The 24,781-nt window shown below is 43.4% G+C and carries 25 protein-coding genes; 17 read left to right on the plus strand and 8 right to left on the minus strand.

Annotated features, from left to right (window positions below; all coding sequences use genetic code 11):
* The 7 genes from PR795_RS01365 to PR795_RS01395 all read left to right on the plus strand — a co-directional run bounded on the left by PR795_RS01365 (position 1) and on the right by PR795_RS01395 (position 6,084).
* Positions 1–1,389 (plus strand): amino acid permease, encoded by a 1,389-nt coding sequence (locus PR795_RS01365; protein WP_036966183.1) that lies wholly within the window; start codon positions 1–3, stop codon positions 1,387–1,389.
* Positions 1,390–1,581: 192 nt separating this feature from the next.
* Positions 1,582–2,514 (plus strand): 50S ribosomal protein L3 N(5)-glutamine methyltransferase, encoded by a 933-nt coding sequence (gene prmB / locus PR795_RS01370; RefSeq protein ID WP_006660237.1) that lies wholly within the window; start codon positions 1,582–1,584, stop codon positions 2,512–2,514.
* Between the two features lie 103 nt (positions 2,515–2,617).
* Positions 2,618–3,706, plus strand: coding sequence for a chorismate synthase (gene aroC, locus PR795_RS01375; protein WP_006661338.1), 1,089 nt, complete (start codon positions 2,618–2,620; stop codon positions 3,704–3,706).
* A gap of 167 nt (positions 3,707–3,873) precedes the next feature.
* Positions 3,874–4,677 (plus strand): TSUP family transporter, encoded by an 804-nt coding sequence (locus PR795_RS01380; protein ID WP_006660239.1) that lies wholly within the window; start codon positions 3,874–3,876, stop codon positions 4,675–4,677.
* A 17-nt stretch (positions 4,678–4,694) separates the two neighbouring features.
* A complete protein-coding gene (locus PR795_RS01385) occupies positions 4,695–5,243 on the plus strand; it encodes an elongation factor P hydroxylase (protein WP_006660240.1) in 549 nt (182 codons plus the stop codon).
* 30 nt (positions 5,244–5,273) lie between these two features.
* Positions 5,274–5,546, plus strand: a complete 273-nt coding sequence (locus PR795_RS01390) for a YfcL family protein (protein ID WP_006660241.1) — start codon at positions 5,274–5,276, stop codon at positions 5,544–5,546.
* A 22-nt stretch (positions 5,547–5,568) separates the two neighbouring features.
* Positions 5,569–6,084 carry a GNAT family N-acetyltransferase gene (locus PR795_RS01395; protein ID WP_232373688.1) on the plus strand — a complete coding sequence of 172 codons (516 nt, stop codon included), beginning with the start codon at positions 5,569–5,571 and terminating at the stop codon, positions 6,082–6,084.
* 35 nt (positions 6,085–6,119) lie between these two features.
* On the opposite strand, the gene mnmC is transcribed toward PR795_RS01395, so the two are convergent.
* A complete protein-coding gene (gene mnmC, locus PR795_RS01400) occupies positions 6,120–8,150 on the minus strand; it encodes a bifunctional tRNA (5-methylaminomethyl-2-thiouridine)(34)-methyltransferase MnmD/FAD-dependent 5-carboxymethylaminomethyl-2-thiouridine(34) oxidoreductase MnmC (RefSeq protein ID WP_220128204.1) in 2,031 nt (676 codons plus the stop codon).
* Between the two features lie 201 nt (positions 8,151–8,351).
* On the opposite strand from mnmC, the gene fabB reads away from it, so the two are divergent.
* Positions 8,352–9,563, plus strand: coding sequence for a beta-ketoacyl-ACP synthase I (fabB, locus tag PR795_RS01405; RefSeq protein WP_006660244.1), 1,212 nt, complete (start codon positions 8,352–8,354; stop codon positions 9,561–9,563).
* A 95-nt stretch (positions 9,564–9,658) separates the two neighbouring features.
* On the opposite strand, the gene PR795_RS01410 is transcribed toward fabB, so the two are convergent.
* On the minus strand, positions 9,659–10,018 hold the full coding sequence (locus PR795_RS01410) for a hypothetical protein (protein WP_006661342.1): 360 nt from the start codon (positions 10,016–10,018) through the stop codon (positions 9,659–9,661).
* On the opposite strand from PR795_RS01410, the gene PR795_RS01415 reads away from it, so the two are divergent.
* Entirely contained in the window at positions 9,970–10,371 is a 402-nt protein-coding gene (locus PR795_RS01415; protein WP_230086841.1) for a DMT family transporter, read from the plus strand. The two genes, PR795_RS01410 and PR795_RS01415, sit on opposite strands and share 49 nt — an antisense overlap.
* A 162-nt stretch (positions 10,372–10,533) precedes the next feature.
* Positions 10,534–10,860 (plus strand): hypothetical protein, encoded by a 327-nt coding sequence (locus PR795_RS01420; protein WP_006660246.1) that lies wholly within the window; start codon positions 10,534–10,536, stop codon positions 10,858–10,860.
* Between the two features lie 129 nt (positions 10,861–10,989).
* Here the strand turns inward: PR795_RS01420 and PR795_RS01425 are convergent, their stop codons facing one another.
* From PR795_RS01425 to PR795_RS01440, 4 genes are all read right to left on the minus strand, one after another.
* Positions 10,990–12,240 carry a hypothetical protein gene (locus PR795_RS01425; protein ID WP_272516585.1) on the minus strand — a complete coding sequence of 417 codons (1,251 nt, stop codon included), beginning with the start codon at positions 12,238–12,240 and terminating at the stop codon, positions 10,990–10,992.
* A gap of 252 nt (positions 12,241–12,492) precedes the next feature.
* Entirely contained in the window at positions 12,493–14,001 is a 1,509-nt protein-coding gene (locus tag PR795_RS01430) for a tripartite tricarboxylate transporter permease (protein ID WP_006660249.1), read from the minus strand.
* 10 nt (positions 14,002–14,011) lie between these two features.
* A complete protein-coding gene (locus tag PR795_RS01435) occupies positions 14,012–14,443 on the minus strand; it encodes a tripartite tricarboxylate transporter TctB family protein (RefSeq protein WP_006660250.1) in 432 nt (143 codons plus the stop codon).
* 12 nt (positions 14,444–14,455) lie between these two features.
* A complete protein-coding gene (locus PR795_RS01440; RefSeq protein WP_272516586.1) occupies positions 14,456–15,430 on the minus strand; it encodes a Bug family tripartite tricarboxylate transporter substrate binding protein in 975 nt (324 codons plus the stop codon).
* A gap of 340 nt (positions 15,431–15,770) precedes the next feature.
* On the opposite strand from PR795_RS01440, the gene tctD reads away from it, so the two are divergent.
* Together tctD and PR795_RS01450 are read left to right on the plus strand one after the other, a co-directional pair.
* Complete coding sequence (gene tctD / locus PR795_RS01445; RefSeq protein WP_006661346.1) at positions 15,771–16,439, plus strand: transcriptional regulator TctD; 669 nt, start codon at positions 15,771–15,773, stop codon at positions 16,437–16,439.
* A complete protein-coding gene (locus PR795_RS01450) occupies positions 16,436–17,872 on the plus strand; it encodes a sensor histidine kinase (protein ID WP_006661347.1) in 1,437 nt (478 codons plus the stop codon). Before tctD ends, PR795_RS01450 begins: the two co-directional genes overlap by 4 nt.
* 128 nt (positions 17,873–18,000) lie before the next feature.
* Here PR795_RS01450 and PR795_RS01455 read toward each other — a convergent pair whose 3' ends face one another.
* Positions 18,001–18,921, minus strand: a complete 921-nt coding sequence (locus PR795_RS01455; RefSeq protein WP_181480070.1) for a DMT family transporter — start codon at positions 18,919–18,921, stop codon at positions 18,001–18,003.
* A 99-nt stretch (positions 18,922–19,020) separates the two neighbouring features.
* Here PR795_RS01455 and PR795_RS01460 point away from each other — a divergent pair, with 99 nt between their 5' ends.
* Positions 19,021–19,818, plus strand: coding sequence for an AraC family transcriptional regulator (locus tag PR795_RS01460; RefSeq protein ID WP_006660255.1), 798 nt, complete (start codon positions 19,021–19,023; stop codon positions 19,816–19,818).
* An 11-nt stretch (positions 19,819–19,829) separates the two neighbouring features.
* Here PR795_RS01460 and PR795_RS01465 read toward each other — a convergent pair whose 3' ends face one another.
* A complete protein-coding gene (locus PR795_RS01465) occupies positions 19,830–20,693 on the minus strand; it encodes a hypothetical protein (protein ID WP_224063593.1) in 864 nt (287 codons plus the stop codon).
* A 273-nt stretch (positions 20,694–20,966) separates the two neighbouring features.
* Here PR795_RS01465 and pdxB point away from each other — a divergent pair, with 273 nt between their 5' ends.
* The 4 genes from pdxB to PR795_RS01485 all read left to right on the plus strand — a co-directional run bounded on the left by pdxB (position 20,967) and on the right by PR795_RS01485 (position 24,731).
* A complete protein-coding gene (gene pdxB / locus PR795_RS01470; RefSeq protein WP_006661350.1) occupies positions 20,967–22,091 on the plus strand; it encodes a 4-phosphoerythronate dehydrogenase PdxB in 1,125 nt (374 codons plus the stop codon).
* Positions 22,092–22,162: 71 nt separating this feature from the next.
* Positions 22,163–23,173, plus strand: coding sequence for an aspartate-semialdehyde dehydrogenase (locus tag PR795_RS01475; RefSeq protein WP_181480068.1), 1,011 nt, complete (start codon positions 22,163–22,165; stop codon positions 23,171–23,173).
* Entirely contained in the window at positions 23,173–23,988 is an 816-nt protein-coding gene (truA, locus tag PR795_RS01480; RefSeq protein ID WP_006661351.1) for a tRNA pseudouridine(38-40) synthase TruA, read from the plus strand. Before PR795_RS01475 ends, truA begins: the two co-directional genes overlap by 1 nt.
* A 35-nt stretch (positions 23,989–24,023) precedes the next feature.
* Entirely contained in the window at positions 24,024–24,731 is a 708-nt protein-coding gene (locus PR795_RS01485; RefSeq protein WP_006661352.1) for a DedA family protein, read from the plus strand.
* Positions 24,732–24,781: the final 50 nt, after the last annotated feature.

Here is a 24,781-nt window from a genome sequence, read left to right on the forward strand (position 1 = left end):
ATGCAAAGCACATCACAACTTGCGCGTGGACTTTCTGCGCGCCACATCCGATTTATGGCCCTCGGTTCAGCAATAGGAACGGGGTTGTTTTATGGTTCAGCAAAAGCGATACAAACAGCGGGTCCGGCGGTCCTGCTTGCCTATATTATCGGCGGTGCCGCTGTTTTTATGGTTATGCGCGCCCTTGGTGAAATGGCAGTACGCAGCCCACTTGCGGGGTCATTTTCTCAATATGCGAGCCACTATTTAGGTGCGAGAGCTGGTTTTTTCACGGGGTGGACATATGTATTTGAAATGCTGATCGTCTGCTTGGCGGATGTGACCGCATTTGGGGTTTATATGAAGTTATGGTTCCCCGATGTCGCACAGTGGATTTGGGTACTGAGTATTATCTGTTTTATTGGTGCGATTAACTTATGTCACGTTAAAACCTTCGGTGAAATGGAATTTTGGCTATCGATTGTCAAGGTTGCGGCGATTGTAGCCATGATTGTCGGCGGCGCTGCCATTATGATGTTTGGTTTTGGTCAAGCTTCTGAACATGCCGTTGGGGTATCAAACCTGTTTGATAATGGCGGGTTTATGCCAAATGGAATAGGCGGGGTCATCGCCTCATTTGCGGTAGTAATGTTTGCCTTTGGCGGGATTGAAGTGATTGGAATTACGGCTAGCGAAGCCAAAAATCCTGATGTGACGATCCCAAGAGCGATTAATGCGGTGCCTGTACGTATTTTACTTTTCTATGTACTGACATTGTTTGTCCTCATGTGTATCTACCCGTGGAATCAAATTGGTCAAAACGGTAGCCCGTTTGTTCAAATATTTGATAGCTTAGGCATTTCAGCGGCGGCGAATATTTTGAACGTGGTGGTGATCACTGCTGCAATTTCCGCGATTAACAGTGATATTTTTGGTGCAGGTCGAATGATGTATGGTATGGCTCATGAAGGGCAGGCACCAAAATCATTTACTAAGTTAACGAAAAATGGGGTGCCTTGGATGACCGTATTGGTCATGGTGTTGGTACTGTTTATCGGCGTGGTACTGAATTACATGATCCCTGAAGATGTATTCTTAGTTATCGCATCGATTGCGACCTTTGCAACGATTTGGGTTTGGTTGATGATTTTGTTGGCTCAGTTTGCGATGCGTCGTAAGATGACGCCGGAACAAGTCCAGCAATTGAAATTCCCTGTGCCAATGTGGCCTGTTGCGCCCATCCTCGCGATCGCCTTTATGTTGTTTATTTTTGGTGTCTTAGGGTATTTCGAAAGTACTCGAATTGCGCTGTATGTCGGTATTGGTTGGTTAGTATTGTTGACGATTGCCTACGCTGTTTGGGTGAAAAAACCAGAAGAAGAAGCAAAAGAAGTCGAAGAGTTAGCGTAAAACATACAATATAGTGCATCGTACAGTGCCCTTGATGAAAGTCAGGGGCACAGCTATTTGGGCACCTAAATAGGCAAACAAGTGCTCATCTGTGTATTTTCTTACATTAATCTGCTGATTTGTCTCTCACTTCATGGCAAACTTTAGCCATTCAAATTTTCCTTTTTAATAGACAGGTAGGAGAAACCCTTCTTGGAAAAGATCTTCGTTGATGAAGCCGTCGCAGAACTTCATACCATTCAAGACATTTTACGTTGGACCATGAGCCGCTTTAACGCTGCAAATATTTACTATGGTCACGGCACAGATAACCCATGGGATGAAGCCTTACAGTTAGTATTGCCAAGCCTGTATTTACCGATGGATTTACCGGATGAGCTACTGACTTCGCGCCTGACGCCAACGGAGCGCCATCGTATTATTGAGCGCGTATTACGTCGCATCAATGAGCGTATTCCAGTTGCCTACTTGACTAACAGCTCATGGTTCTGTGGTCATGAATTTTATGTGGATGAGCGTGTGTTGATCCCGCGTTCGCCAATTGGTGAACTGATTAACAATCATTTTGTGGGTTTATTATCTGACGAACCGCAAACGATCCTCGATTTGTGTACAGGAAGTGGTTGTATTGCTATTGCTTGCGCGTACGAATTCCCTGAAGCAGAAGTGGATGCAGTGGACATCTCAACGGATGTATTGGCGGTGACTGAGCAAAATATTGCGAATCATGGCTTAGAGCATCGAGTGATCCCGATTCGTTCAGATTTGTTCAGAGATATGCCTGAAGTTAAATATGATTTGATTGTCACGAATCCACCGTATGTGGATGCAGAAGACATGGACGATCTACCACAAGAGTTCCGTGTCGAACCTGAGTTAGCACTGGCTGCGGGTAGTGATGGTTTGAAATTAGTCCGTCGTATCCTAGCGAATGCACCTCGCTTCTTAAATGAAGACGGAATTTTAGTGTGTGAAGTGGGTAACAGTATGGTGCATCTGATTGAACAATATCCAGATATTCCATTTATCTGGTTAGATTTCGAATTTGGTGGTGATGGTGTGTTTATGTTAACCCGTGAGCAGTTGGTTGAACATCACGAACACTTCGCATTATACATTGATTAATAAAGAGTTGCGTTACTCGAGATAATCAAATAAAACATAATAATTACGCACAACATCATATTTTTTAACAAAATAAGAATCGCAAGCAAATAGGAAACAGGGAATGGCTGGAAATTCAATTGGGCAACTGTTTCGTGTGACCACGTTTGGAGAGTCGCACGGACTCGCGTTAGGCTGTATCGTTGACGGTGTTCCACCGGGATTGGCACTAACTGAAGCGGATTTACAAATCGATTTAGATCGCCGCCGTCCAGGCACTTCTCGCTATACCACGGCGCGACGTGAACCTGACCAAGTAAAAATTCTGTCTGGGGTTTTCAATGGTGTGACAACGGGCACAAGCATTGGACTATTAATTGAAAACACGGATCAACGCTCTCAAGATTACGGCGCGATTAAAGATGTGTTTCGTCCAGGACATGCTGATTACACCTACGAGCAAAAGTATGGCATGCGCGATTACCGAGGTGGTGGACGTTCATCTGCACGTGAAACTGCGATGCGCGTTGCGGCTGGGGCAATTGCTAAAAAATATCTGCAAGAAAAATTTGGTATACAAATTCGCGCTTGTCTAACGCAAATGGGCAGCGTGGAGTGTGAAATTAAAGATTGGTCGATTGTCGAAGAAAACCCATTTTTCTGCCCAGATCCAAGTAAATTAGATGCCCTTGATGAGCTGCTTCGTGGCTTGAAAAAAGAAGGGGACTCTATTGGTGCGAAAGTCACCGTTGTCGCTGAAAATGTGCCTGCGGGGTTAGGTGAGCCAGTTTTTGATCGTTTAGATGCTGATATTGCCCATGCCTTGATGAGTATTAATGCGGTAAAAGGGGTGGAAATTGGTGATGGTTTTGGCGTTGTCAGTTTAAAAGGCAGCGAAAACCGTGATGAGATCACGCGCCATGGTTTTACATCTAATCATGCGGGTGGCATTTTAGGTGGAATCAGTAGCAGCCAACCTATTATTGCGCATATCGCCATGAAACCAACCTCAAGCATTACGGTTTCAGGGAAAACCTTGGATCGCCATGGTGAAGAAGTCGAGATGATCACGAAAGGTCGCCATGATCCATGCGTCGGTATTCGTGCAGTGCCAATTGCGGAAGCCATGATGGCGATTGTGCTAATGGATCACTTCTTGCGCCACCGTGGACAGTGTGCGGATGTTGTGCCAACAATGGCGCCATTTGAGTAATTTCCGGTATTTTTAGTGGATATCCGTCGGGGTATCCACTGTGTTTTAAAGGTTAGGATGAAACCTCGATTATAATCCATCCGGGCTGTGATATTTATTGTCTATCAATGAGGCAGTAAATAGATAACAAATCTACATCGTGATAGTTCACTTATCTGGAATGTAAAATGGATTGGCTTACCGCCGTTGCGCCTGAAGTTTACGCTCTGTTGTTCTTTGTCGCTCTACTTGCCGGTTTTATCGATTCTATTGCAGGAGGCGGTGGCTTACTGACTATCCCCGCGTTACTGTCTGTAGGAATTACCCCGGTTGAAACGTTGGCAACCAATAAGTTACAAGCGATTGGCGGCTCTTTCTCAGCCACGCTCTATTTTGCTCGGCGTAAAGCGATCAATTTACGAGAGCAAATTTTCCCAGTCATTATGACCATGATTGGGGCGATGATCGGGGCGATTTTAATCCAATCTATCGATACTGCTTTTTTGAAACAGCTTTTACCGGTGATGGTCATCTGTGTTGGGCTCTATTTTTTACTGACGCCTTCCTTAGGAGTACAAGATAGACCTCAGCGTGTCAGTATGCCGATTTTCGGTGTGGCGGCAGGGATGGGGATTGGTTTTTATGATGGCGCATTTGGTCCGGGTACGGGGTCATTTTTAGCGCTAGCCTATGTTCTGTTATTAGGGTATAACCTCGCCAAAGCAACAGCACATGCGAAATTGTTAAATTTTGCCTCCAATTTTGGATCTTTGATCTTTTTTATTATCGGAGGTCATGTTCTTTGGGTGCTTGGTTTTGTTATGCTTGCCGGTCAAATGGTTGGCGCGAGACTGGGTGCGCGTTTAGTGTTAACCAAAGGACAAAAACTTATCAGGCCGATGATCGTCGTGATTTCATTACTCATGAGCATCAAGCTGTTAAATGACAGCCACGGTGACGACATTAAAGCTTGGTTTCTCACATTATTTTAAGATGATTTAAGCGTTCCATGACCCAACATCACTATCAGCAACTTATTGATATTTTCGAACAATGTTTCGGCAAAGAGTACAACACCAAGTTGGTAAAAGGGGATGACGAGCCTATCTATTTACCCGCAGATGACACCACGCCATATCACCAAATCGTATTTGCTCACGGTTTTTTCACGAGCGCACTTCATGAGATTTCTCACTGGTGCATCGCTGGGGAAGCCCGTCGTCAGCAGGTAGATTATGGTTACTGGTATTGCCCAGATGGTCGCGATGAGAAAACCCAATGTGATTTTGAGGTTGTTGAAATCAAACCTCAGGCATTTGATTGGTTTTTCTGTGTTGCAGCAGGTATTCCTTTCAATGTGAGTTGTGACAACTTGGAAGGAGATTTTGAACCTGACCGTATCGCATTTATGCGTAAAGTCCATGGGCAAGTGATGGAGTACCTCGAAAAAGGTATCCCAGAAAGACCGCTACGCTTTATTAATGCGTTACAATCGTTTTACAATACACCTCCACTTTCTGCGGAACTGTTTCCTTATCCGGAAGATATTTTCGCCTAATAGAATCACCCACTACAGTAAGGATTAAGCATGCTTGCGGATTTTGAAACACGCATACTGACGAAAATTGATGATATGGTTGAACACGCCAGCGATGATGAGCTGTTTGCTGGTGGTTATTTGCGTGGTCACTTAACCCTTGCTGTCGCCGAGTTAGAAGAAGAGAATGAATCCAGTGTTGATGCGCTGTACCAGCGTGTTGAGCTGAGTATCCAAAATGCCATCAAAGCAGGTGAATTAACACCACCAGACCAAGTTTTAGTGCTGGGAATGTGGAAAACTCTGCTGGATACTGTTCGTTAGTTTTATGGATCCCATTGATTGCATGTATTCCATTCGATTAGCAACCCATGAAGATGCTCAGTTTTTACCTGCGGTGGAAGAATCTGCAGGACAAACCTTCGCGGGGCATCCTAAGTTTGATTGGATAGCTAAAGGTGAGGTTCAGCCGGTAGAAAATCACGTTGAATGTATCCGTAAAGGTTTAGAATGGCTAGTCGTTGACAGCCATGATCAACCTGTTGGCTTTATTATGGTAGAACACTTAACAGGTAGTCTGCATATTGTGGAGCTTTCGGTACAGCAATCAGCGCAAGGGAAAGGCTTAGGTAAACGGCTTATCACGCAGGTTATTGATTTCGCTAAATCCCAGCAAGTGAGTCATGTCACACTGACCACATTCCGAGATATTCCGTGGAATGCACCTTACTATCAGCGTTTAGGCTTTTCTATTATGGCGGCATCTCAGTTAACACCTGAGCTAGACGCGATTTTACAACAGGAAGTCGATGCAGGGTTTCAAGCAGCAGATCGCTGCGCTATGCAATTGAGCGTCAATTAAATATTAGGGCTTCCAAGTAGAAGCCCTCTTTTCGTTTATGCTTCTTTCGTGGTGATTGGACGTCCTGCCAGTAATTTTCTTACCCAGAAACGATTTGGATGCAGTGCTGCTAGCACGTCATCATCTGCGGGTATGGGCTCTCCAAACATGTGTGCCGCTAAAATTTCAGCGCAAAGAGGTGCAGTGGAAAACCCTCGAGCACCTAACGCCCCAAATACAAACAGATTTGGATACGCTGGCGAGGATGAAATAAGTTGTTCCCGACGTACTTGGCTAGGTAAATCGGCATAAAGTTGTATCAATGCATTAAAGTCAGGCACATTTCCCAGAAGCGGCATATGGTCGCGGATCACACAGCGTATTCCTTGGCGTGATTGCTGGTCGGTGATATCCACTTGTGCCGTCCAATCGGCATCCGGAAGGCTAGTGAGTAATTTTTGCAGGTTTTCTTGCTGCTCTGCCTCTGAATATTCAAGATCCAAATTATCGCGTTGGTAGCTAGCACCTAAACAGTGATGTTGATTTGTCACATCCTCGGGGGTCATATAGCCTTCAAAACACAATACAGTTTTTAATTGTCGCAGTGTTGGGTTAGTTGGGATGTGGCTGACTTGCCCACGAACAGGGGTGATAGGCAGATTTTTCGTTTGTTCAAATTGGCTTAATAAGTGACCGTTGGCAATGACGACAGTCTGATGATGTGTTTTTTGCTGGTTATCAAACGTGAGTTCCCAGCCATCCTCGGCATGCTGTAAGTCAGTAACTTGCTGCCCAAAATGAATATTCATGCCTTGCTGAGTTAGATTTTTCGCTAAGCTTTCACACAACTGAGCAGGGCATAGCCAACCGCCCGTTGGATAATAGATCCCGCGATGGTTTACATCTACACCGCTGAGTTCACTTAGCTGTTGCCGATCTTTACCCACTGCAAACTCTTCTGGCCATTCAATTTGCAGCATATTATCGATTTTTTGGGTGGCTTTAGGGCTATACGCCATTTGGCTCACCCCGCACCATTGCCCATTGAAAGGCAGCCCTTGCGCGCGGAGTTGTTGATAAAAGCGGGTAGCAAATGGAAATCCACTCACAAAAAAACGCTCCAAGGCGTTATCGTTCCCTGTCAGTAAAGGGTAAACCGCACCTTGACGATTGCCAGAGGCATTTTGGGCAACCTGTTGATCTTTACAATAAATTGTTACGTTAGCGCCTCTGCTTTTGAGTGCACGAGCCAAGGTGAGGCTGGCGAGCCCACCCCCAATAATTGCAATATCATCGGTGCGGGTGGCGGGTTGACGAGCAAACCAAGGTGCCGTCAGGCTTGTCAGGTTGTTTTCTAAGAGGCCAGTCAACATTTCACGTTTCTGACCAAACCCTTTCACTTTTTTGATGGTAAAGCCTGCTTGCTGGAGTCCGCGTTTAACAAATCCGGCCACTGTAAAGGTAGCAAATGTCCCACCTTGACGAGCAAATTTTGCCATTGCAGCGAACAACTGTTCGCTCCACATTTGTGGATTTTTTGAGGGTGCAAAACCATCTAAAAACCATGCATCTATCTTATTGTTTAAATTATCATTAAGTACGGATATTTGCGTATTTACATCACCAATCCATAAATCGAGGGTGATTGCGCCATTTTCTAAAATAAGTCGATGGTTACCAGGAAGGGCAGGTGGCCACTGTTCACATAATTGTTGTGAAAGGCTAGCAAGCTCAGGCCAACAGCGATGTGCAGCAATTAAATCGGCTTTTGATAGCGGGTATTTCTCGAAGCTAATAAAGTGGAGCCGCTGTAATGTTGCATTGGAATTTTCACGTTTAAATTGATTAAAAGCTTGCCATAAAGCGAGAAAATTCAAGCCAGTACCAAATCCAGTCTCCGCAATCACACAAGTTTCATCTTGATGTGTTAGAAATCGTTGTGGGAAATGATTTCCCTGCAAAAACACATGGCGGCTTTCTTCCAACCCATTTTGGTTAGAAAAATAAATGTCTTCAAACTGTTCTGAGATCGGAGTGCCTTCCTCATTCCAACTGAGGTGAGCGGTTTGTACAGCTGTCTTTTTCACGTTTAGGCCCGTCATTGCAAAATCATGCCTGAATTCTAACGCCGATATGAATGTAAGGCTACCGTCACATAAAAGCCTTATTTGTGTCACAGAGAAAAAAATACAAATATTTACCCTGATCGGACTTGTTCAGCGTACAAGTGTAAGCTAAAGTGACACCTGTAATCCCGTAATCATATAATTATAGACATGAGGTAACGAATGAAGCGTGCAGTCATAACTGGCCTAGGTATTGTTTCCAGCATTGGTAATAACCAGGAAGAAGTACTGGCTTCTCTGAAGGAAGGTCGTTCCGGGATCACTTTCTCAGAAGAATTTAAAGAGGCAGGGCTACGTAGCCATGTCTGGGGTAATGTAAAGCTGGATACTGAAGGTCTGATTGACCGTAAAGTCCGCCGTTTCATGAGTGATTGCTCTGTCTATGCTTACCTGTCAATGGAACAGGCGATTAAAGATTCAGGCTTAGCGGAAGACCAAGTGTCTAACCTGCGTACGGGTGTTGTTGTCGGTTCTGGTGGCGGTTCCCCACGTAACCAAGTTGCGGGTTCTGACGGCATGCGTGCAAAAGGTCTGCGTGGTGTGGGTCCTTACATGGTAACCCGTGCGATGGCTTCCGGTATTTCTGCTTGCTTAGCAACACCATTCAAAATCAAAGGTGTTAACTACTCAATCAGCTCTGCATGTTCAACTTCTGCACACTGTATCGGTCACGCAGTTGAACTGATTCAACTGGGCAAACAAGATGTCGTATTTGCGGGTGGTGGTGAAGAGCTAAGCTGGGAAATGACCTGTGAATTCGATGCAATGGGCGCACTGTCTACCAAGTACAACGAAACGCCATCAAAAGCATCCAGAACGTATGACCAAGACCGTGATGGTTTCGTCATTGCTGGCGGCGGCGGTATTGTCGTTGTTGAAGAGTTAGAGCACGCATTAGCACGTGGCGCGCACATTTATGCGGAAGTGGTTGGCTATGGCGCAACCTCTGACGGTGCTGACATGGTGGCTCCATCTGGTGAAGGTGCAGTGCGTTGTATGCAAATGGCAATGCACGGTGTTGATAAAATCGATTATATCAACACACACGGGACTTCAACGCCAGTCGGTGATACTAAAGAGTTAGAAGCTATCCAAGAAGTGTTTGGTCATGATTGCCCTGCACTTTCTGCGACTAAAGCGATGACCGGTCACTCTTTAGGTGCAGCAGGTGTTCAAGAAGCCATTTATAGCTTGCTGATGTTAGAGCACGGCTTTATTGCACCAAGCATTAACGTTGAAAATTTAGATGAAAAAGCGAAAGGCTTGAACATCATCACTAAACCAACTGAGCAAGCACTGAACACAGTGATGTCTAACAGCTTCGGTTTCGGTGGTACCAACGCAACCTTAGTGATGAGCAAATACAAAGCGTAAGTTTCATTTACTGAAATGCACGAAATAGAAAGCGAGGGCTAAGGCTCTCGCTTTTTTTATGAATTTTGATAGATAGCGAAATATGGTAACACGGATTAATCGGAGTTTTCGCCATAAAGCTCGCCTTCGTCTTTCAATTGTTCGACGATAATTCTTCTAAGCCACTCTAATGCCTTATTGGCATCACTGCGTTGATGCCAGACCATTTGAAAGTCCAAATCAGTGGAGGCGTAAATATTGTAAATTTGCCAGTAAGGTACGGTGACTGCAATACGGCGTTGTTGATGACTTAATTGCAGTTGATGATCAATTTCATTCGCATCAAAAGGCTTCATACTCACTAAAATATGGGGATGCGATAGCCAATTCGCTAAATCCATCTTACCTTGCGGGTGTTGTTGTACCAATCCAAGCGGCAAGTAATGCCCTATTAGCGCGGCAATTAGGTCATCCATTATGGGCGAGTGCAACATCTCTGGTCATCAGCTTAATTGTATTAATTCCACTCTTAATTATTTTTAAAGTACCTAAGCCTCATTTCAGTACTGAGCTATTTAATCAACCAATCTGGATTTGGTTTGGTGGTATTGCTGGGATGCTCTATCTCACTTCGGCTTTAATTTTAGTACCTAACATTGGCAGTACGACATTTTTTGTTTTGGTTATTGCGGGACAATTAATTATTTCTGCATTTATTGAGCAATTTGGCTGGTTTGGAATGAATCAAAGTTCGATTCCAATTGGAAAAGTGGTAGGGATTGGTTTAGTTATTCTTGGTGTTCTATGCGTGCAATTTTCACGGAAATAATTGAGGTTAGCATAAAAAACACCAGCACATCATCTATCCCAAAGCAGAGAACTATTGAGTTCGTTTTTATGATGATTTATCAGAGTTATCCACGAGAATCAAATCATTAAAATGCGTATAAATACACGATAAATAATTCAATCATAAAGCTAGGTGGATAAAATGGCGTATTGGACGGCAAAAAGTGTTCCTGAATTAAAAGGACTAGAGCGAAAAGAACAGGGACGCCTGTTTCGTCAATGTTTGAAAGAAGGCAAAAAGCGTATGGGCGCTAAATATTGGAAGCTTACGGGACTCGCGGTTTTACTTTCTGCCGTATTAGCCTTTATGTTGTTTTTCTTTGGTTTCTTTTCAGGCGGTTTTCTTGGCGGAGCGCTGTTAGGGGCGATGATCGGTGCATTATTTGTGTTTATAGTGCAGACTCCTACCATTGATGTGGGGCGTGAATGGCTACGCGAGCAGGGTTATCCAAAGCCGGAAAATGAATGATTAGAAAAGAAAACCGCGAAAGCGGTTTTTTATTAATTATATATCAGTCAATTATGCTTAAGTAATTGACTGATAAAAACTGTGTTTACATGTACCAAAGAGCGTATTTGGACGAAATGAATGTAAGCATTATAAACTAAACTCTCTGATTAATTCATAAAGCTTTATCGCACCTTTGTTTGACTGTGTGAGCTCAATTTTGTGCATTTTCTTTTGCTGGCTAAGGATTGTGATCGTTTTATTAAAACAACCTTTTATGCTGACATGTTTGATATCGGCATAGTTAATAATAAAGCTTTCATATAATCTACCTAGTGAACAACACACATACTCAGATGTTAAAATGACGCCATGATCACCACTGCCAAACAGTGTTTCATTGTAATAAAATAGAATATCATTTTTATTAATATGTTGATTAGGAAATTTGGCGTTAGCACATTGAACAAAATTATTGATTTTTTTGTCATCAAAATCATCATAGCGATAAAAATTATGGTCAGTGTTAGTTTGGTAAGTATTATCTAGCAAAAATTCATGATCTTTAATAGGTAAGGCTTCCGCTATTAATTCTGATTCACTCTGATCAATTTTAGGTGCAACTTGTCCTAATACTGATGCCGCTACAGCGCCAGCACCGGGAAGAACATGTGTTGTAGTTGTTGCGATATTGCGAGTGACTTCTCGCGTATAAGCGCTAACCAACGTTTCGCCTCTCATATGTGCTGAGACGTTTTGTGTCACTGTCGTTGGCGTTAATGTTGTATTGACCGTAATTCTAAACGCGGCTTTTATCGACATTGCAATCATCATAATTAACAACATAATTAATGGACCAGAAATCCATAAAATCGAGAACCTAAAAAGGTAATCTTTTGTTGTCATTGGATAATTTTTCATTCTGAAATAATAAACCGCAGAAATAATAATATACGTGGCAGCGCAAGCTATTCTTTCAGGTAGATCATTGTCATGGCGGTAAGGAGATCGGTTTACGTCTAAAATGAACGGTATGAGTAAACTTGCTACAAGTAAAATACTGATGATGGCATCTGGAACTAAACCTTTAATACTGCCAACAGATTTAGCAATGTTATATATAATCCAAAGTACTAAGATTATTGGACCGACAATAGGAATGATCATGGCTACAGCTGTAATGATGATCCCTATCACAATCCCTGAAAGTATCTCGGAAAAATGCCCTTCAGAATATAAGTAATGAATAAAGAAACAAAAAGAACTGAAAACAACAAGAGGGATAATAAATAGGGTTAAAGTAGGGAAAAGAATACAAGGTATACCAATGATCATTAATAATATAAAAATGAAGTTTGGAGCTCCTTGATTTGGTTGTTCACATCTTAGTTCAGTTGACACTTTATTTCCTTGTGAATAATAAATATGAAGGGCGCATTATATTGATTATTATTTTTAATAAAAGAAGTAATCAATATAGGTTTCGAGATTTAGAGTTAAATATACAGAATAGTGAGATAAGAAAGTTTAGTTTAAAAGAAAATAGCGCTAGAAATAGAGAAAGCAGATTTAATTGAACGATAAAGTTAATATTTTAAAAAAAAGCCCCATGTTCATGGGGCGAAATCTGACAGTCATAACGTACAGTTGGAATTATGCTTGAGCAGTATGGTGACGGCGCTTGCGGATTAATTTAATGATAGGTGGTAGCACCAGAACCAGTATCGCTAAAATTAATAAACTTTTCGAAATAGTGCTGCTCCACAGAATATTGAAATCGCCATTACTGATAGACAGTGAGCGGCGCAAGTTTTGCTCGAGCATCTCACCTAAAACGAACCCGAGGATCAGCGGGGAAAGAGGGAAATTCATCTTCCGCAATATATACCCGAATACCCCAAGTCCCATCATCAGGAGTAGGTCAAATGTGGTGCTGTGTACGGCATAAACCCCGACCGCAGAGACACAGGCAATCGCCGGAACTAAAAACCACAATGGCACTGTGAGCATACGTGTAAACAAGCCGATCAGCGGAATATTCATGACCAACAACACCACGTTGGCAATCAGCAGTGCAGCAATCAGCCCCCATACGATATGCGGTTGTTCAGTGAACATCCCCGGACCCGGTGTAATGTTGTACAGCGTTAGTGCACCCATCATGACAGCCGTCGTGCCGGAGCCTGGAACCCCAAGCGTTAGCATGGGAATAAACGAACCACAGGCTGAAGCATTGTTCGCTGCTTCAGGGGCCGCGACGCCACGAACATCCCCGTCACCGAACGTACCCTTATCACCGGCAATCTTTTTCTCTGTCATATAGGTAATGGCGCTGGCGATAGTTGCTCCTGCACCCGGCAAAATGCCCACAAAGAAGCCAATAAATGACGAGCGTAATGTCGGACCCGCACAAGCTTTTGCTTCTTTTTTACTGAATAGCATTCGACCGGTTTTGCGGATCAACCCTTGCCCCGTAGCGGTTCCTTCGAGCATTAACAGAATTTCACTGACGGAGAACAGACCGATGACCACGACGATAAATTGGACGCCATCGGATAAGTTGACACTATCAAATGTAAAACGGTATTCCCCAGAGTTGGCATCGACACCCACCGTGGCTAGCGCCAATCCAATCAAGGCGGCGAGTAGCGACTTGACGGGGTTTTGGCTCATCATGCTGCCTAAACACGCGATAGCAAATACCATCAGCGCGAAATATTCAGCGGGACCAAATGCGAGAGACCATTGTGCCAATAAAGGTGCAAATAAAATGATCCCAACAATCGCAATCGTGGAACCGATAAATGAACTGACGGCTGAAATAGACAGCGCAATGCCGCCTTTGCCTTCTTTTGCCATCGGGTAACCATCTAATGTGGTCATAATTGCCGCGGCATCACCGGGTACATTCAATAATATTGCAGAAATGCGCCCACCATATTCACAGCCTAAATAGACGGTTGCCAATAAAATTAGCGCAGATTCTGCGGGGAGCTTTAGGGCAAACGCTAACGGTAATAGGATGGCAACACCATTGATAGGACCGAGACCCGGTAACATGCCAACAATCGTACCGATAAAACAGCCAATCAACCCAATCATAATATTTTGAGGGATCAGCGCCACCTCAAAGCCTTGAGATAAATACATCCACGTTTCCATACTTTTCTCCTTAGCTAAAAAGTTCGCCGATTGGCAATGTGACATCAAGTAACTTGTCGAAGGCATAGAAGAGCAAAATGCCAAGAATCGGACCTGAAATCAGGGCGGCAATCGGTGTTGCGCCAAATAACAAGGCGACACTGATGGTTAGTAATGTGGTTGCTAATGGGAAACCTAACCATTCAAATGCCCATGCATAAATCACTAATGCAATGATTAACAAGATTAAACGGCGTAAAACATACGGTTTTGGCCATTCAACCGCCTCTTGGCGACCGAATAAGAGTGCAAGAGCGCATAAGGTCATTAAGGACAGTATGGCTATCGGGAAAGGGCGGGGACCCAGTGGTTCGTAAGTAAACTCACTTTGGATACCCCAGCCGATATACAACCCGATCCCACACAGTATCAGCCAGACTATGGCAAATATGCGTTGGCTCATGGAATGACTCCGTTATTTCGCTAATCCGAAGGAACGGGCTTGCTCACGATAATTTTCAACTTCTTTTTTCACGTAAGCGTCCAATTCTGGTCCTGTTAAGTTGTATTCAAACAGACCGCGTAGGTCGCGTTGTTTTTTAAATTCGTCGGTTTGTTGGAGTTTTTGGAAGGCTTCAACCCATTGGTTGTAATCTGCATCAGAGACTTTAGGTCCCATGTAGAACCCACGAATAATCGGCCAAACGATGTCATAACCTTGCTCTTTGGCGGTTGGGATATTGGCTAAACCGTCAGGCAAGCGTTTATCCGCGTATACGGCCAGAATGCGAATTTTTCCATCACTGATATACGGGGTCATTTCACTGATATCTCCAGAGATGACCTGAACATGGTTGCCTAAGAGTGCTGTTAACGTTTCACCGCCACCTTCGAAGGCCACATAGCGCATTTTGCGAGGGTCGAGGTCGATAGCTTTAGCAAGCAGCGCCGTTTTCATCCAATCTTGGCTGCCAATTGAGCCACCTGCGCCGAAAACAATACTGTTGGGGTCTTTTTTGAAGGCGCCCATCAGCTCCCCGAGAGTTTTATAAGGGGAGTCAGCGCGTACGGCAATCATGCCATAGTCACTGCCCACACTGGCTAGCCAGCGGACGTCATTCTCGTTGTAGCGACCAAATTTACCTTGGGCGAGGTTTAAGAGTGAGCCACCAGAGAATGCCACGATAGTTCCCGGTTCAGCAGGGCGCTGAGCGACGATAGCATTGTAGGCGACGGCACCGATCCCACCCGGCATATACGTGACTCGCATTGGTTTTTCGATCTCTTTAGTTTCTAGCATAGAGACTTGCACCAGCTTACACGTTAAATCAAAACCACCACCAGGTTTGGCAGGGGCAATACATTCTGTTCTTTCAGGCAAAGCCATTGCTTGGTTAATGCCAACTAAAAAAATCGTTGCTGCTAAGGTGCTGATTGTGAACTTCTTCATGCTTTATTCCTCACTAGACAATAATTAAGTTACTTGGTTGTTGTCAGTTATGTCGTTATTGGTGTGATTGTAGACAATGTGTGTTCGCCACTCATCATTGAACGGTGAACCTTTCATTTACCTTTCATTAACAAATAAAATTATTTTTATGTGATACATATCAGATTGTTTTATATTTTCGCTTCTTAACTATGTTAATTTAATGTTAATTTCTATTAGTGGCAGCAAGTTAACGAAGGATTGTTGTGATAGCTTCGGTAAAAATTGCGTTTAACACTTTTCATTCAATCGATAGAGTGCCAACTTATACGCATAAATAATCATAATGAGTGGGCGACTGATGAGAATGTTATTGGTTGAGGACCATGATGAATTGTCATTGTGGTTACAGAAAGCCCTAGCAGCATCTGGCTTTGCTGTGGATATTGCGAGTGATGGTTATATTGCGGATCAGCTATTACAGACTGAAAATTATTCGTTAGTCGTATTAGATGTTTCATTACCAAGAATGAATGGCTTAGACGTGTTAGCTCAGATGCGTAAGCGTCACCAAGAAACACCGGTGCTGCTACTGACAGCGAATTCTGATGTTGCTGATCGTGTAAAAGGGCTGAATGCGGGGGCGGATGATTATCTTACCAAACCTTTTGATATTGCTGAGTTAGAAGCCAGAATTCGTGCGTTATTACGCCGTAGCCATGGAAATATTAATGAATCCCAATGTTTTGGTGATCTTTGTTTTCACGAAGAAGGCTACTTTTCACTGAAAATGGAGCCATTAGGCTTAACACCGCGGGAATATGCGGTATTGAACACACTTTTTCATCGCAGAGGGCGACCTGTTTCAAAAACACAATTATTTGAGCAGGTATTTTCACTGTCAGATGAAGCCAATTTACAAAGTATTGAGCTCTATGTTCACCGAGTTCGCAAAAAGCTTGCGGGCTCAGATGTGAATATCAATACTTTACGCGGATTGGGATACCGATTAGAGCAGTGTAGTGTATGAAATTAGTCTCTCATCCACGCTCTCTCTTTCATCAGTTACTGCTTTTTTTCGGTATCCCCCTCATTTTATTGGGCAGTTTTTCGGTTTATACCCACTATTACAGTGCTAAGAATGCGGCAAATTTAGCCTATGACCGAACGTTGCTTGCATCAGCCAGAACGGTTGCGGAACGCTTACAGGTCGTTGATGAACATCTCTCAGTGAATGTTCCCTATGTAGTGCTTGATAGCTTTGAGCTTAACAACAATGACCGCCTGTTTTATCAAGTGATTGCTCCTCATGGGGAAACGATCTCGGGCTATGATGATTTACCGCCAATCCCGCCTTATTGGATGCGCTCCCAACATTACACTGCTCTTGTCTACTTTTACGATGCCGAATATCGGGGTCTACCCATTCGTGTCGCGACATTTTTCCAACCGATCAATGAAGGTGGAATACAAGGCATGGTGGAGATCCGCGTCGCCGAAACTGTTTATGCGCGGCAAGATTTCGCCAACCAACTGCTTATTTCTGCACTGATGAGCCAAGGTACTGTCGTTGTTGTGACACTGATATTGGCGTATTTACTCTTACGTAAATTATTAACTCCACTGAAGAAACTCTCTAATTTGATGTTAGGGCGCGCGGCGAATGATCTCACCCCGATTCCCAATGTACTACCATGGTCTGAGTTATCGCCATTAGTGGATGCACTGAATCGCTATGTGGAACGGTTAAAGCGGATGTTAAAACGCCAAGAACGCTTTAGTGCGGATGCATCTCATCAATTAAAAACCCCATTAACGGTATTAAAAACCCAAGTTTCTGTGGCTCTTAATAGTGAGGATGAACACCAAAAGCAGCAAAGCTTGCAAGCCATTAACAAAACATTAGATAACACCATCGTTTTGACTGATCGGCTTTTGCAACTTTCTCGTTTGAAAGAGCATGAAAAAGAGGCTATTAGGCTCTATCGTGCCGTTAATTTGGTCGATATTGTCCAACAAGTCTGCTTTACTCGTTTAGGGAAATCAGAAAGCAAGAAGATTGATTTAGGTTATGAAGGATTAGAACATTGCTGGGTTAAAGGCGATGCGATATTACTGGCGGAAATGTGTGCGAACTTGATTGATAATGCGATTAAATATACGCCAGAGAAAGGGGTGGTAACGGTGCGTATTGTCACCGATGAGACTCAGCAATCGATGGTAACGCTGGAAGTGGAAGATTCGGGACCCGGTATTGAGAATAAATATATTCACCGTTCATTAAAAGCTTTCAGGCGCTTAAATAATGCAAAAGGGCTTGAAGGTTCAGGACTAGGCTTGGCTCTTGTGAAAGATATCGCTAGCTACCACGGTTCAGAATTGCAGTTATTAAAAAGTGACCAGCTTGGCGGCTTGCTAGTGCGTATTACTTTGAAAGTGAGTCGGGCACCGAGGAAGACGTGAAAATGCCTTAAGTCGTTCATCGGGGACAGGGCGATGAAAAAATTCAAATAAACAATGCAAATAAACAAAACCCTATTAATTTTTAGAATTAATAGGGTTTTTTACGGTACTTACTTAATTGATATCACTTACTGACAAGTATCTTCTGCCAACGCCTTTTTCTTACGCGTGAATACTTGAGTAAGCGGTGTACGTAGCTGTTGGGCTAACATCACACCGAGTAACACGATGCCACCGCCGATGAGGTGATAACTTTTTAGTTCTTCACCTAACGTGAAGACAGCAATAATGGCGGTAAAAACGGGCGCAAGGTTCATAAAGATAGAGGTTGTATTGGCCCCTAAACGCAGTACACCTTGAATCCACATGGCTGGAGCAAGAATGGATGCCGCAATCCCAGCGAACAGGACTAACCCGATATTATCGCGGTTAAGACTGACATCGTCTGCCATTAAGAAGTTAGGAATTAATAGCAATACCCCAAAGAACACTTGTACATAAAGTGAATCCCAGCTGGAGAGTTGAATCGCCCAGCGTTTGGTTAATACGCCATACAAGGCATAAGCGGCTGACGCGACGATCATCAGTAACTCACCTTGACCCAACCCATTATCAACTAATGAACTCGGATGCCCTTGACTGACTAACCAAGCCAGACCAAACAATGATAAAACGGAACCGACAACAATCCCAACTGTTGGGATCACGCGCAAAACAAAAATACTAATGACGACGGTCAGCAGTGGAATAAATGAGTTCATCACGCCCATAAATGTTGCACTGACCGTGTGCGCTGCGTAATAAGCCAGACTTTGATACAGCATCATTCCCAAAGCACCTAAAATAGCCAATTGCCACCAATGTTGCTTAACAATTTTGGCATGGCGTAATACCGAGCGCAGAACAAATGGAGTCATGACTAAAAAGGCCAATGCCCAGCGATAGAATGAGATAGCTGCAGGGTCAATAGCACTTGCGGCTGCTTTATTGACGATAGCATTGACAGACCATAACAACACCGCGACGAGCGGAAACAGGAAATATTTCATTAACAACGTTCTCCCTAAATCAGTCAGAGGAGTATACATCTGTCCGAAATATTATATATACTGATATTCAGACAATCGATAACGTTTTTCAGACAGCCGATGAATAATTTAAAGAATGATGTACTGCAAATTAATGAATGCAATATTATTGAGCCTGAATTCATTGCGTTGCGCCATGAGCAGATTAACCAACAAACTGAGTACAAATCCCACTCCCATACATTTGGTCAGTTACTGTATGTGGTCTGCGGAATTATGGAAATGGAAGTTGAAGGGAAGCATTATATGGCGCCCCCAGAATTTTGCATCTGGATCCCTGCGAATACTCAGCATGCGAGCTTTAATAAACAGAGCGTAAAGTTTCGTATCATTGATTTTGCTAAAGCCTATACCCCTAGGCTCGCCAATAAGGCGTGTGTTGTCCGATTAAGCCCGATTTTTCACACAATCATGACAGATATGTATCAACGGGGAATTGTACAACCTGAAACAGCACAAGATATTCGTTTGGGGGAGGTTCTGATAGACCAATTTGCGATTTCGCCATGCCAAGATACCTACTTACCGACCAGTAAAGATAAATTTCTGGCTCCTATTTTAAACGAATTGCAACAAGATCCTGCGGATAACACAACGCTAGCACAGTGGGCTAAACGGTTTTATACCTCGGAGCGCACATTATCTCGTCGTTGTCAGCAAGAGTTAGGCATGTCATTCAGCGAGTGGCGTCAGCGACTACGTTACTTACATGCAGTTGCTGGATTGGACAAAGGCAAGAGTGTGCATGAAGTGGCGCTCGATGTAGGGTATAGCTCCGCATCCGCATTTATCGCCATGTTCCAGCAAATTTCAGGGGTCACTCCTGACCGGTTTCGGATGAAAGAGCTGGCCCCATAGCTGCGGAAAAATCAATATACATAATCGTATTTGATATTAGCGTGGTAGTTGTACACGCTATCTTTCCCTCCGTGCTCATCTTTAATTAACGTAGTTATAGTTTGTTCTGCATCAGTGCATCTTCCGAACTTATTCCAGCTTTTACAGGTCGTCACAGTTGTTTCGGTGGTAAAAAATTCTTCAATGGTTTTTTTGGTTAACGGTCTGTCATCATCACCATAGGTAAACTCTTCGACGGTTGAATCAGATTGCATGCGAATTAAGCGATTTTTCGTATCATAATAGAAGGTTGTTTTCACACTATCATTTTCGAGCGTACTGACTCGGTTGGATTCAGATAATCGTCCTTTATCATCAGTTAAAAAACGTGTTACTGCTCTTGTTAACATGCGCTCTTTGTCGAGAGTCGTCGTATAAGAAGAGTCTTTGGCTTCGGTTATTTTCCCATTCTGGTCAGTGAAAAACTTCCCATTCATTTTTTGCTGTAAAATGGTTTTTTCAACATTATCTTGATTAATAACAGACAGCTTAAATGCGGACTTGTAGTCCCAACCGTGACCATTTTTTTTCATGCTCATATCAATGGATTTGACGGATACACTGTCGTGGATGCTGAATTTGACAACTTCATGACCAGTTAGCTCGATTAAGGCTCCACAATCATCAAACTTCGTTTGAACCGTGTTGTTGATGTAATCGTCTTGGCTGGTGATAAGTACATTCATCTCTTTTAATGAGTCATTAAAAGGGCGTTCTTGGGCAAAGACAAAATTATTGAAGTTATTGGTGGCGATGGTGTCCGCCGAGCAGTTTTGCTCGCCAGCATAGGCATAAAACGAGCACATTAGGGGTAGCGATAATAATACTTTTTTCACAATCAATATGCCTTTCAAAATAAATGCCTTCCTGAAAAATGAATAACGTTTAATGTAGTGCTGCTGATTAAACATGAAATCTATTAGATTAGGTAGTCAGACTCGTCTGTAACGTTGTTAAATCAAAGAGAAAATTTAAATAATGCTACCTGCGAGACTCTGGATTTCATGTTAAAACGCATTATCATGTAAATGATTCAGCACATCGACGATTTGGAGTATAGTGTGGCTGCCAAATCGGGCATGACTAAACATTTTATTGGGACGAATTTCGTGAAAATTTTGGTTGATGAAAACATGCCATATGCTCAAGCCTTATTTAGTGAGCTAGGCGAAGTTAAAGCAGTGCCAGGGCGTCCAGTGCCAGAACAAGAACTTAACGATGCAGATGCATTGATGGTGCGCTCAATTACCAAAGTGAATAAATCCTTGCTGAGCAATACGCCAGTAAAATTCGTCGGCACGGCAACTGCAGGGTTTGACCATGTGGATACCCAGTGGCTTGCAGAAGCCAATATTGGATTTTCCTCTGCGCCGGGATGTAATGCGATTGCCGTCGTTGAGTATGTTTTTTCAGCACTCTTGATGCTAGCGGAACGCGATAATTTTGATTTACGCGATAAAACCGTAGGGATTATCGGTGTGGGAAATGTGGGTGGACGTCTGTATAAACGCTTGCAAGCGTGGGGAGTCAAAACGGTATTGTGTGATCCGCCTCGTGCAGACAATGGTGACCAAGAAGCCTTTGTCTCATTCGATACCGTGTTAGAGCAGGCAGATATCTTAACCTTCCATACGCCGCTTAATATGGATGGAAAGTATTCAACATTCCATTTGATGGGCGCTTCTCAACTCGCCAATTTACGTGATGGCACTATTTTAGTGAATGCCAGCCGTGGCGAAGTAGTGGATAACCAAGCGTTATTACACTTACTTGAGCAAGGTAAACCATTGAGTGTAGTATTGGATGTTTGGGAGCCTGAGCCAGATTTAGATACTGAATTATTAGCGTATGTGGATATCGGTACGCCACATATTGCGGGCTATACCTTAGAAGGTAAAGCGCGTGGAACAACACAAGTGTTTGAAGCCTATTGTGAATTTTTGGGTAAACCTACCCACATTTCACTCGCATCATTGTTACCGAAGCCAGATATCGATTGCATTAATTTCAATGGTAAATTAACGCAAAGCCAACTCAAAAGATTAGTTCATCTCGTGTATGATGTGCGTCGTGATGATTCATCACTGCGCGCAGTCGCAGGTATTCCCGGTGAATTCGATAAATTACGCAAACATTACCAAGAGCGTCGCGAATGGTCATCGCTTACCGTGCAGTGTGATAGCGAACAAACAGCGCAATTGCTGAATGAGTTAGGCTTTAACGCAAAAATTTAATCACAATTTTTTAGGTGAAATGAGTGGCTTATTGGCGCTTGTTTCACTTTGATTTTTTTAGAGGAAAAACCATGACAGAAGGTTGGAATATCGCATTACTTGGGGCAACAGGTGCAGTGGGTGAAGGCATTCTTTCCCTACTTCAAGAAAGAGAGTTTCCCGTTGGTGAGCTTTATTTACTAGCCAGTGAGCGTAGTGCAGGAGAGAGCATTCGCTTCAACGGTAAAAGTTATCAAGTGCAAAACGTGGCTGACTTTGATTGGTCGCAGGCACAGATCGCCTTTTTTGCAGCAGGTGAAGCTGCCACGGTGCAGTATGCTGAAGTCGCGGCGCAAGAAGGCTGTATCGTTATCGATAACAGCGGCGTTTTTGCATTAGAGCCGGATGTACCTTTAGTGGTGCCAGGCGTTAACCCGCAAATTTTAGCCGATTATCGCAATCGTAATATTATTTCTGTCGCAGATAGCTATGTTAGTCAGTTATTAACGTCAATTAAACCATTGGTTGAAGCGGCAGGATTAGGGCGTATCACCCTGACTAACATGCTGTCTATGTCAGCTTACGGCAAGGCTGCGGTGGATGAATTGGCTGGTCAGAGCGCGCGTTTACTCAATGGTATTCCCGCTGAAGAGGGACGCTTTAGTAAGCAGCTGGCATTTAACATGTTGCCATTATTAGCGGATGCTGAAGGCAGTGTTGTGCATGAGCGCCGTTTAGTTGAGCAGGTGCGTAAAGTGCTGCAAGACGACGGTTTACCTGTGGCGGTGAGTTTTATTCAATCACCTGTTTTCTACGGTAATGCACAAGTTGTGCATTTAGAAACGTTACGCCCAGTCAGCGCAGAAGAAGCGAGTGAAGAGTTTGAACGTTTTGATGATATTCAGGTCTCAGAAGAGGGTGATTATCCAACTCAAGTGACTGATGCATCAGGCAATGACTTTTTAAGCATAGGTTGTATTCGTAATGACTATGGTATGCCGGAAGTTTTACAGTTCTGGTCAGTCGCGGATAACGTACGTTTTGGCGGCGCACTGATGGCGGTTGAGACAGCAGAAAAACTGGCTCAGGAGCTGTACTACTGATGTCGGAATCCCCAAAACTGCATCGTATTGCTCTCGGGATTGAATATAACGGCAGTCGTTATTACGGTTGGCAACGTCAGCAAGAAGTGCAAAGTGTACAGGGTTGCCTTGAAGCTGCGCTATCGAAAATTGCGGCTGAGCCAATCAGTGTTAATTGCGCCGGACGTACGGATGCAGGCGTTCACGCGACTGGGCAAGTTGTGCATTTTGAAACTTCTGCCATTCGTAAAGAGGCCGCATGGACGATGGGCACGAATACCCATCTTCCGGATGATATTGCGGTTCGTTGGTGTAAGCCAGTGGATAATGAATTTCATGCGCGTTTTAGTGCAACTGCGCGCCGATACCGCTATGTTATTTTTAATCATCGTTATCGTCCTGCCATTTTATCGAATGGCGTAACGCATTTTCATTTTCCCCTTGATGAGAAGCGTATGCACCAAGCGGCACAAGCTCTACTGGGTGAGCGTGATTTTACCTCATTCAGAGCAGTCCAATGCCAGTCCAAAACTCCTTGGCGTAATGTGATGCACGTTAATGTGACGCGTCACGGAAACTATGTAGTTGTGGACATTAAAGCTAACGCGTTTGTGCACCATATGGTGAGAAACATTGTTGGCAGTTTGTTGGAGATTGGTTGCGGAAATCAAGATATTGATTGGATGGCACATCTTCTGGAATTAAAAGATAGAACGAAAGCAGCGGCAACAGCCAAAGCGGAAGGACTGTATTTAGTGAGCGTGGATTATCCTGAAAAATTTGACCTGCCACAGAATGTGATGGGACCACTATTTCTTGCAGATGATCTACTATAAATGTCGTTAATATAAATCTCCACATGAGGAACCCCATGGAGTTTATCAGTTTTATCATTGATTTTATTTTGCATATTGATGTGCATCTTGCGGAATTGGTCGCCCAATATGGTGTTTGGGTCTACGGTATTTTATTCCTGATTTTATTCTGCGAGACGGGGTTGGTGGTGACGCCTTTCCTCCCAGGGGATTCATTATTATTTGTTGCGGGTGCAATAGCAGCATTGCCAAGTAATGATTTAAACGTACACGTCATGGTACTGTTGATGATTATTGCGGCAATTATTGGTGATGCAGTGAACTACACCATCGGTCGTATCTTTGGTGAAAAGCTATTTCAAAATCCAAACTCAAAAATTTTCCGTCGTAGCTATTTAGATAAAACCCATGAGTTTTATGAAAAACACGGTGGAAAAGCGATTATCTTGGCGCGTTTTGTCCCAATCGTGAGAACTTTCGCGCCTTTCGTTGCGGGTATGGGAAAAATGTCTTACCGTCATTTTGCCTTTTATAATGTGACAGGTGCGTTATTATGGGTGTTACTCTTTACCTATGCAGGGTATTTATTCGGTGATTTGCCGATAGTACAAAAGAATTTGAAATTACTGATAGTCGCGATTATCTTTATTTCAATTCTACCGGGTGTCATTGAAATTATTCGCCACCGTCGTGCTGCTGCAAAAGAAAAAAATGCAGTAGCAAAAGAAAACAGTGCGGCGACGCAAAAAAACGATAACCAATAATCGGTTTGAAAAAAGTTTTTATCTACAGTGAGATATCATTGTGGTTTAAT

This window comes from Providencia sp. PROV209 (genome assembly GCF_028479485.1).
In the GTDB taxonomy this organism is placed as follows: Bacteria; Pseudomonadota; Gammaproteobacteria; order Enterobacterales; family Enterobacteriaceae; genus Providencia; species Providencia alcalifaciens.

Coding starts and splice junctions, on each gene's coding strand:
- aroC (WP_006661338.1), top strand. CDS start 2,618: ATGGCTGGAAATTCAATTGGGCAACTGTTTCGTGTGACCACGTTTGGA.
- PR795_RS01410 (WP_006661342.1), bottom strand. CDS start 10,018: ATGGATGACCTAATTGCCGCGCTAATAGGGCATTACTTGCCGCTTGGA.
- PR795_RS01390 (WP_006660241.1), top strand. CDS start 5,274: ATGCTTGCGGATTTTGAAACACGCATACTGACGAAAATTGATGATATG.
- fabB (WP_006660244.1), top strand. CDS start 8,352: ATGAAGCGTGCAGTCATAACTGGCCTAGGTATTGTTTCCAGCATTGGT.
- PR795_RS01485 (WP_006661352.1), top strand. CDS start 24,024: ATGGAGTTTATCAGTTTTATCATTGATTTTATTTTGCATATTGATGTG.
- PR795_RS01385 (WP_006660240.1), top strand. CDS start 4,695: ATGACCCAACATCACTATCAGCAACTTATTGATATTTTCGAACAATGT.
- PR795_RS01435 (WP_006660250.1), bottom strand. CDS start 14,443: ATGAGCCAACGCATATTTGCCATAGTCTGGCTGATACTGTGTGGGATC.
- PR795_RS01430 (WP_006660249.1), bottom strand. CDS start 14,001: ATGGAAACGTGGATGTATTTATCTCAAGGCTTTGAGGTGGCGCTGATC.
- truA (WP_006661351.1), top strand. CDS start 23,173: ATGTCGGAATCCCCAAAACTGCATCGTATTGCTCTCGGGATTGAATAT.
- PR795_RS01475 (WP_181480068.1), top strand. CDS start 22,163: ATGACAGAAGGTTGGAATATCGCATTACTTGGGGCAACAGGTGCAGTG.
- PR795_RS01380 (WP_006660239.1), top strand. CDS start 3,874: ATGGATTGGCTTACCGCCGTTGCGCCTGAAGTTTACGCTCTGTTGTTC.
- tctD (WP_006661346.1), top strand. CDS start 15,771: ATGAGAATGTTATTGGTTGAGGACCATGATGAATTGTCATTGTGGTTA.
- PR795_RS01450 (WP_006661347.1), top strand. CDS start 16,436: ATGAAATTAGTCTCTCATCCACGCTCTCTCTTTCATCAGTTACTGCTT.
- PR795_RS01395 (WP_232373688.1), top strand. CDS start 5,569: ATGTATTCCATTCGATTAGCAACCCATGAAGATGCTCAGTTTTTACCT.
- PR795_RS01420 (WP_006660246.1), top strand. CDS start 10,534: ATGGCGTATTGGACGGCAAAAAGTGTTCCTGAATTAAAAGGACTAGAG.
- PR795_RS01365 (WP_036966183.1), top strand. CDS start 1: ATGCAAAGCACATCACAACTTGCGCGTGGACTTTCTGCGCGCCACATC.
- PR795_RS01440 (WP_272516586.1), bottom strand. CDS start 15,430: ATGAAGAAGTTCACAATCAGCACCTTAGCAGCAACGATTTTTTTAGTT.
- PR795_RS01460 (WP_006660255.1), top strand. CDS start 19,021: ATGAATAATTTAAAGAATGATGTACTGCAAATTAATGAATGCAATATT.
- PR795_RS01455 (WP_181480070.1), bottom strand. CDS start 18,921: ATGAAATATTTCCTGTTTCCGCTCGTCGCGGTGTTGTTATGGTCTGTC.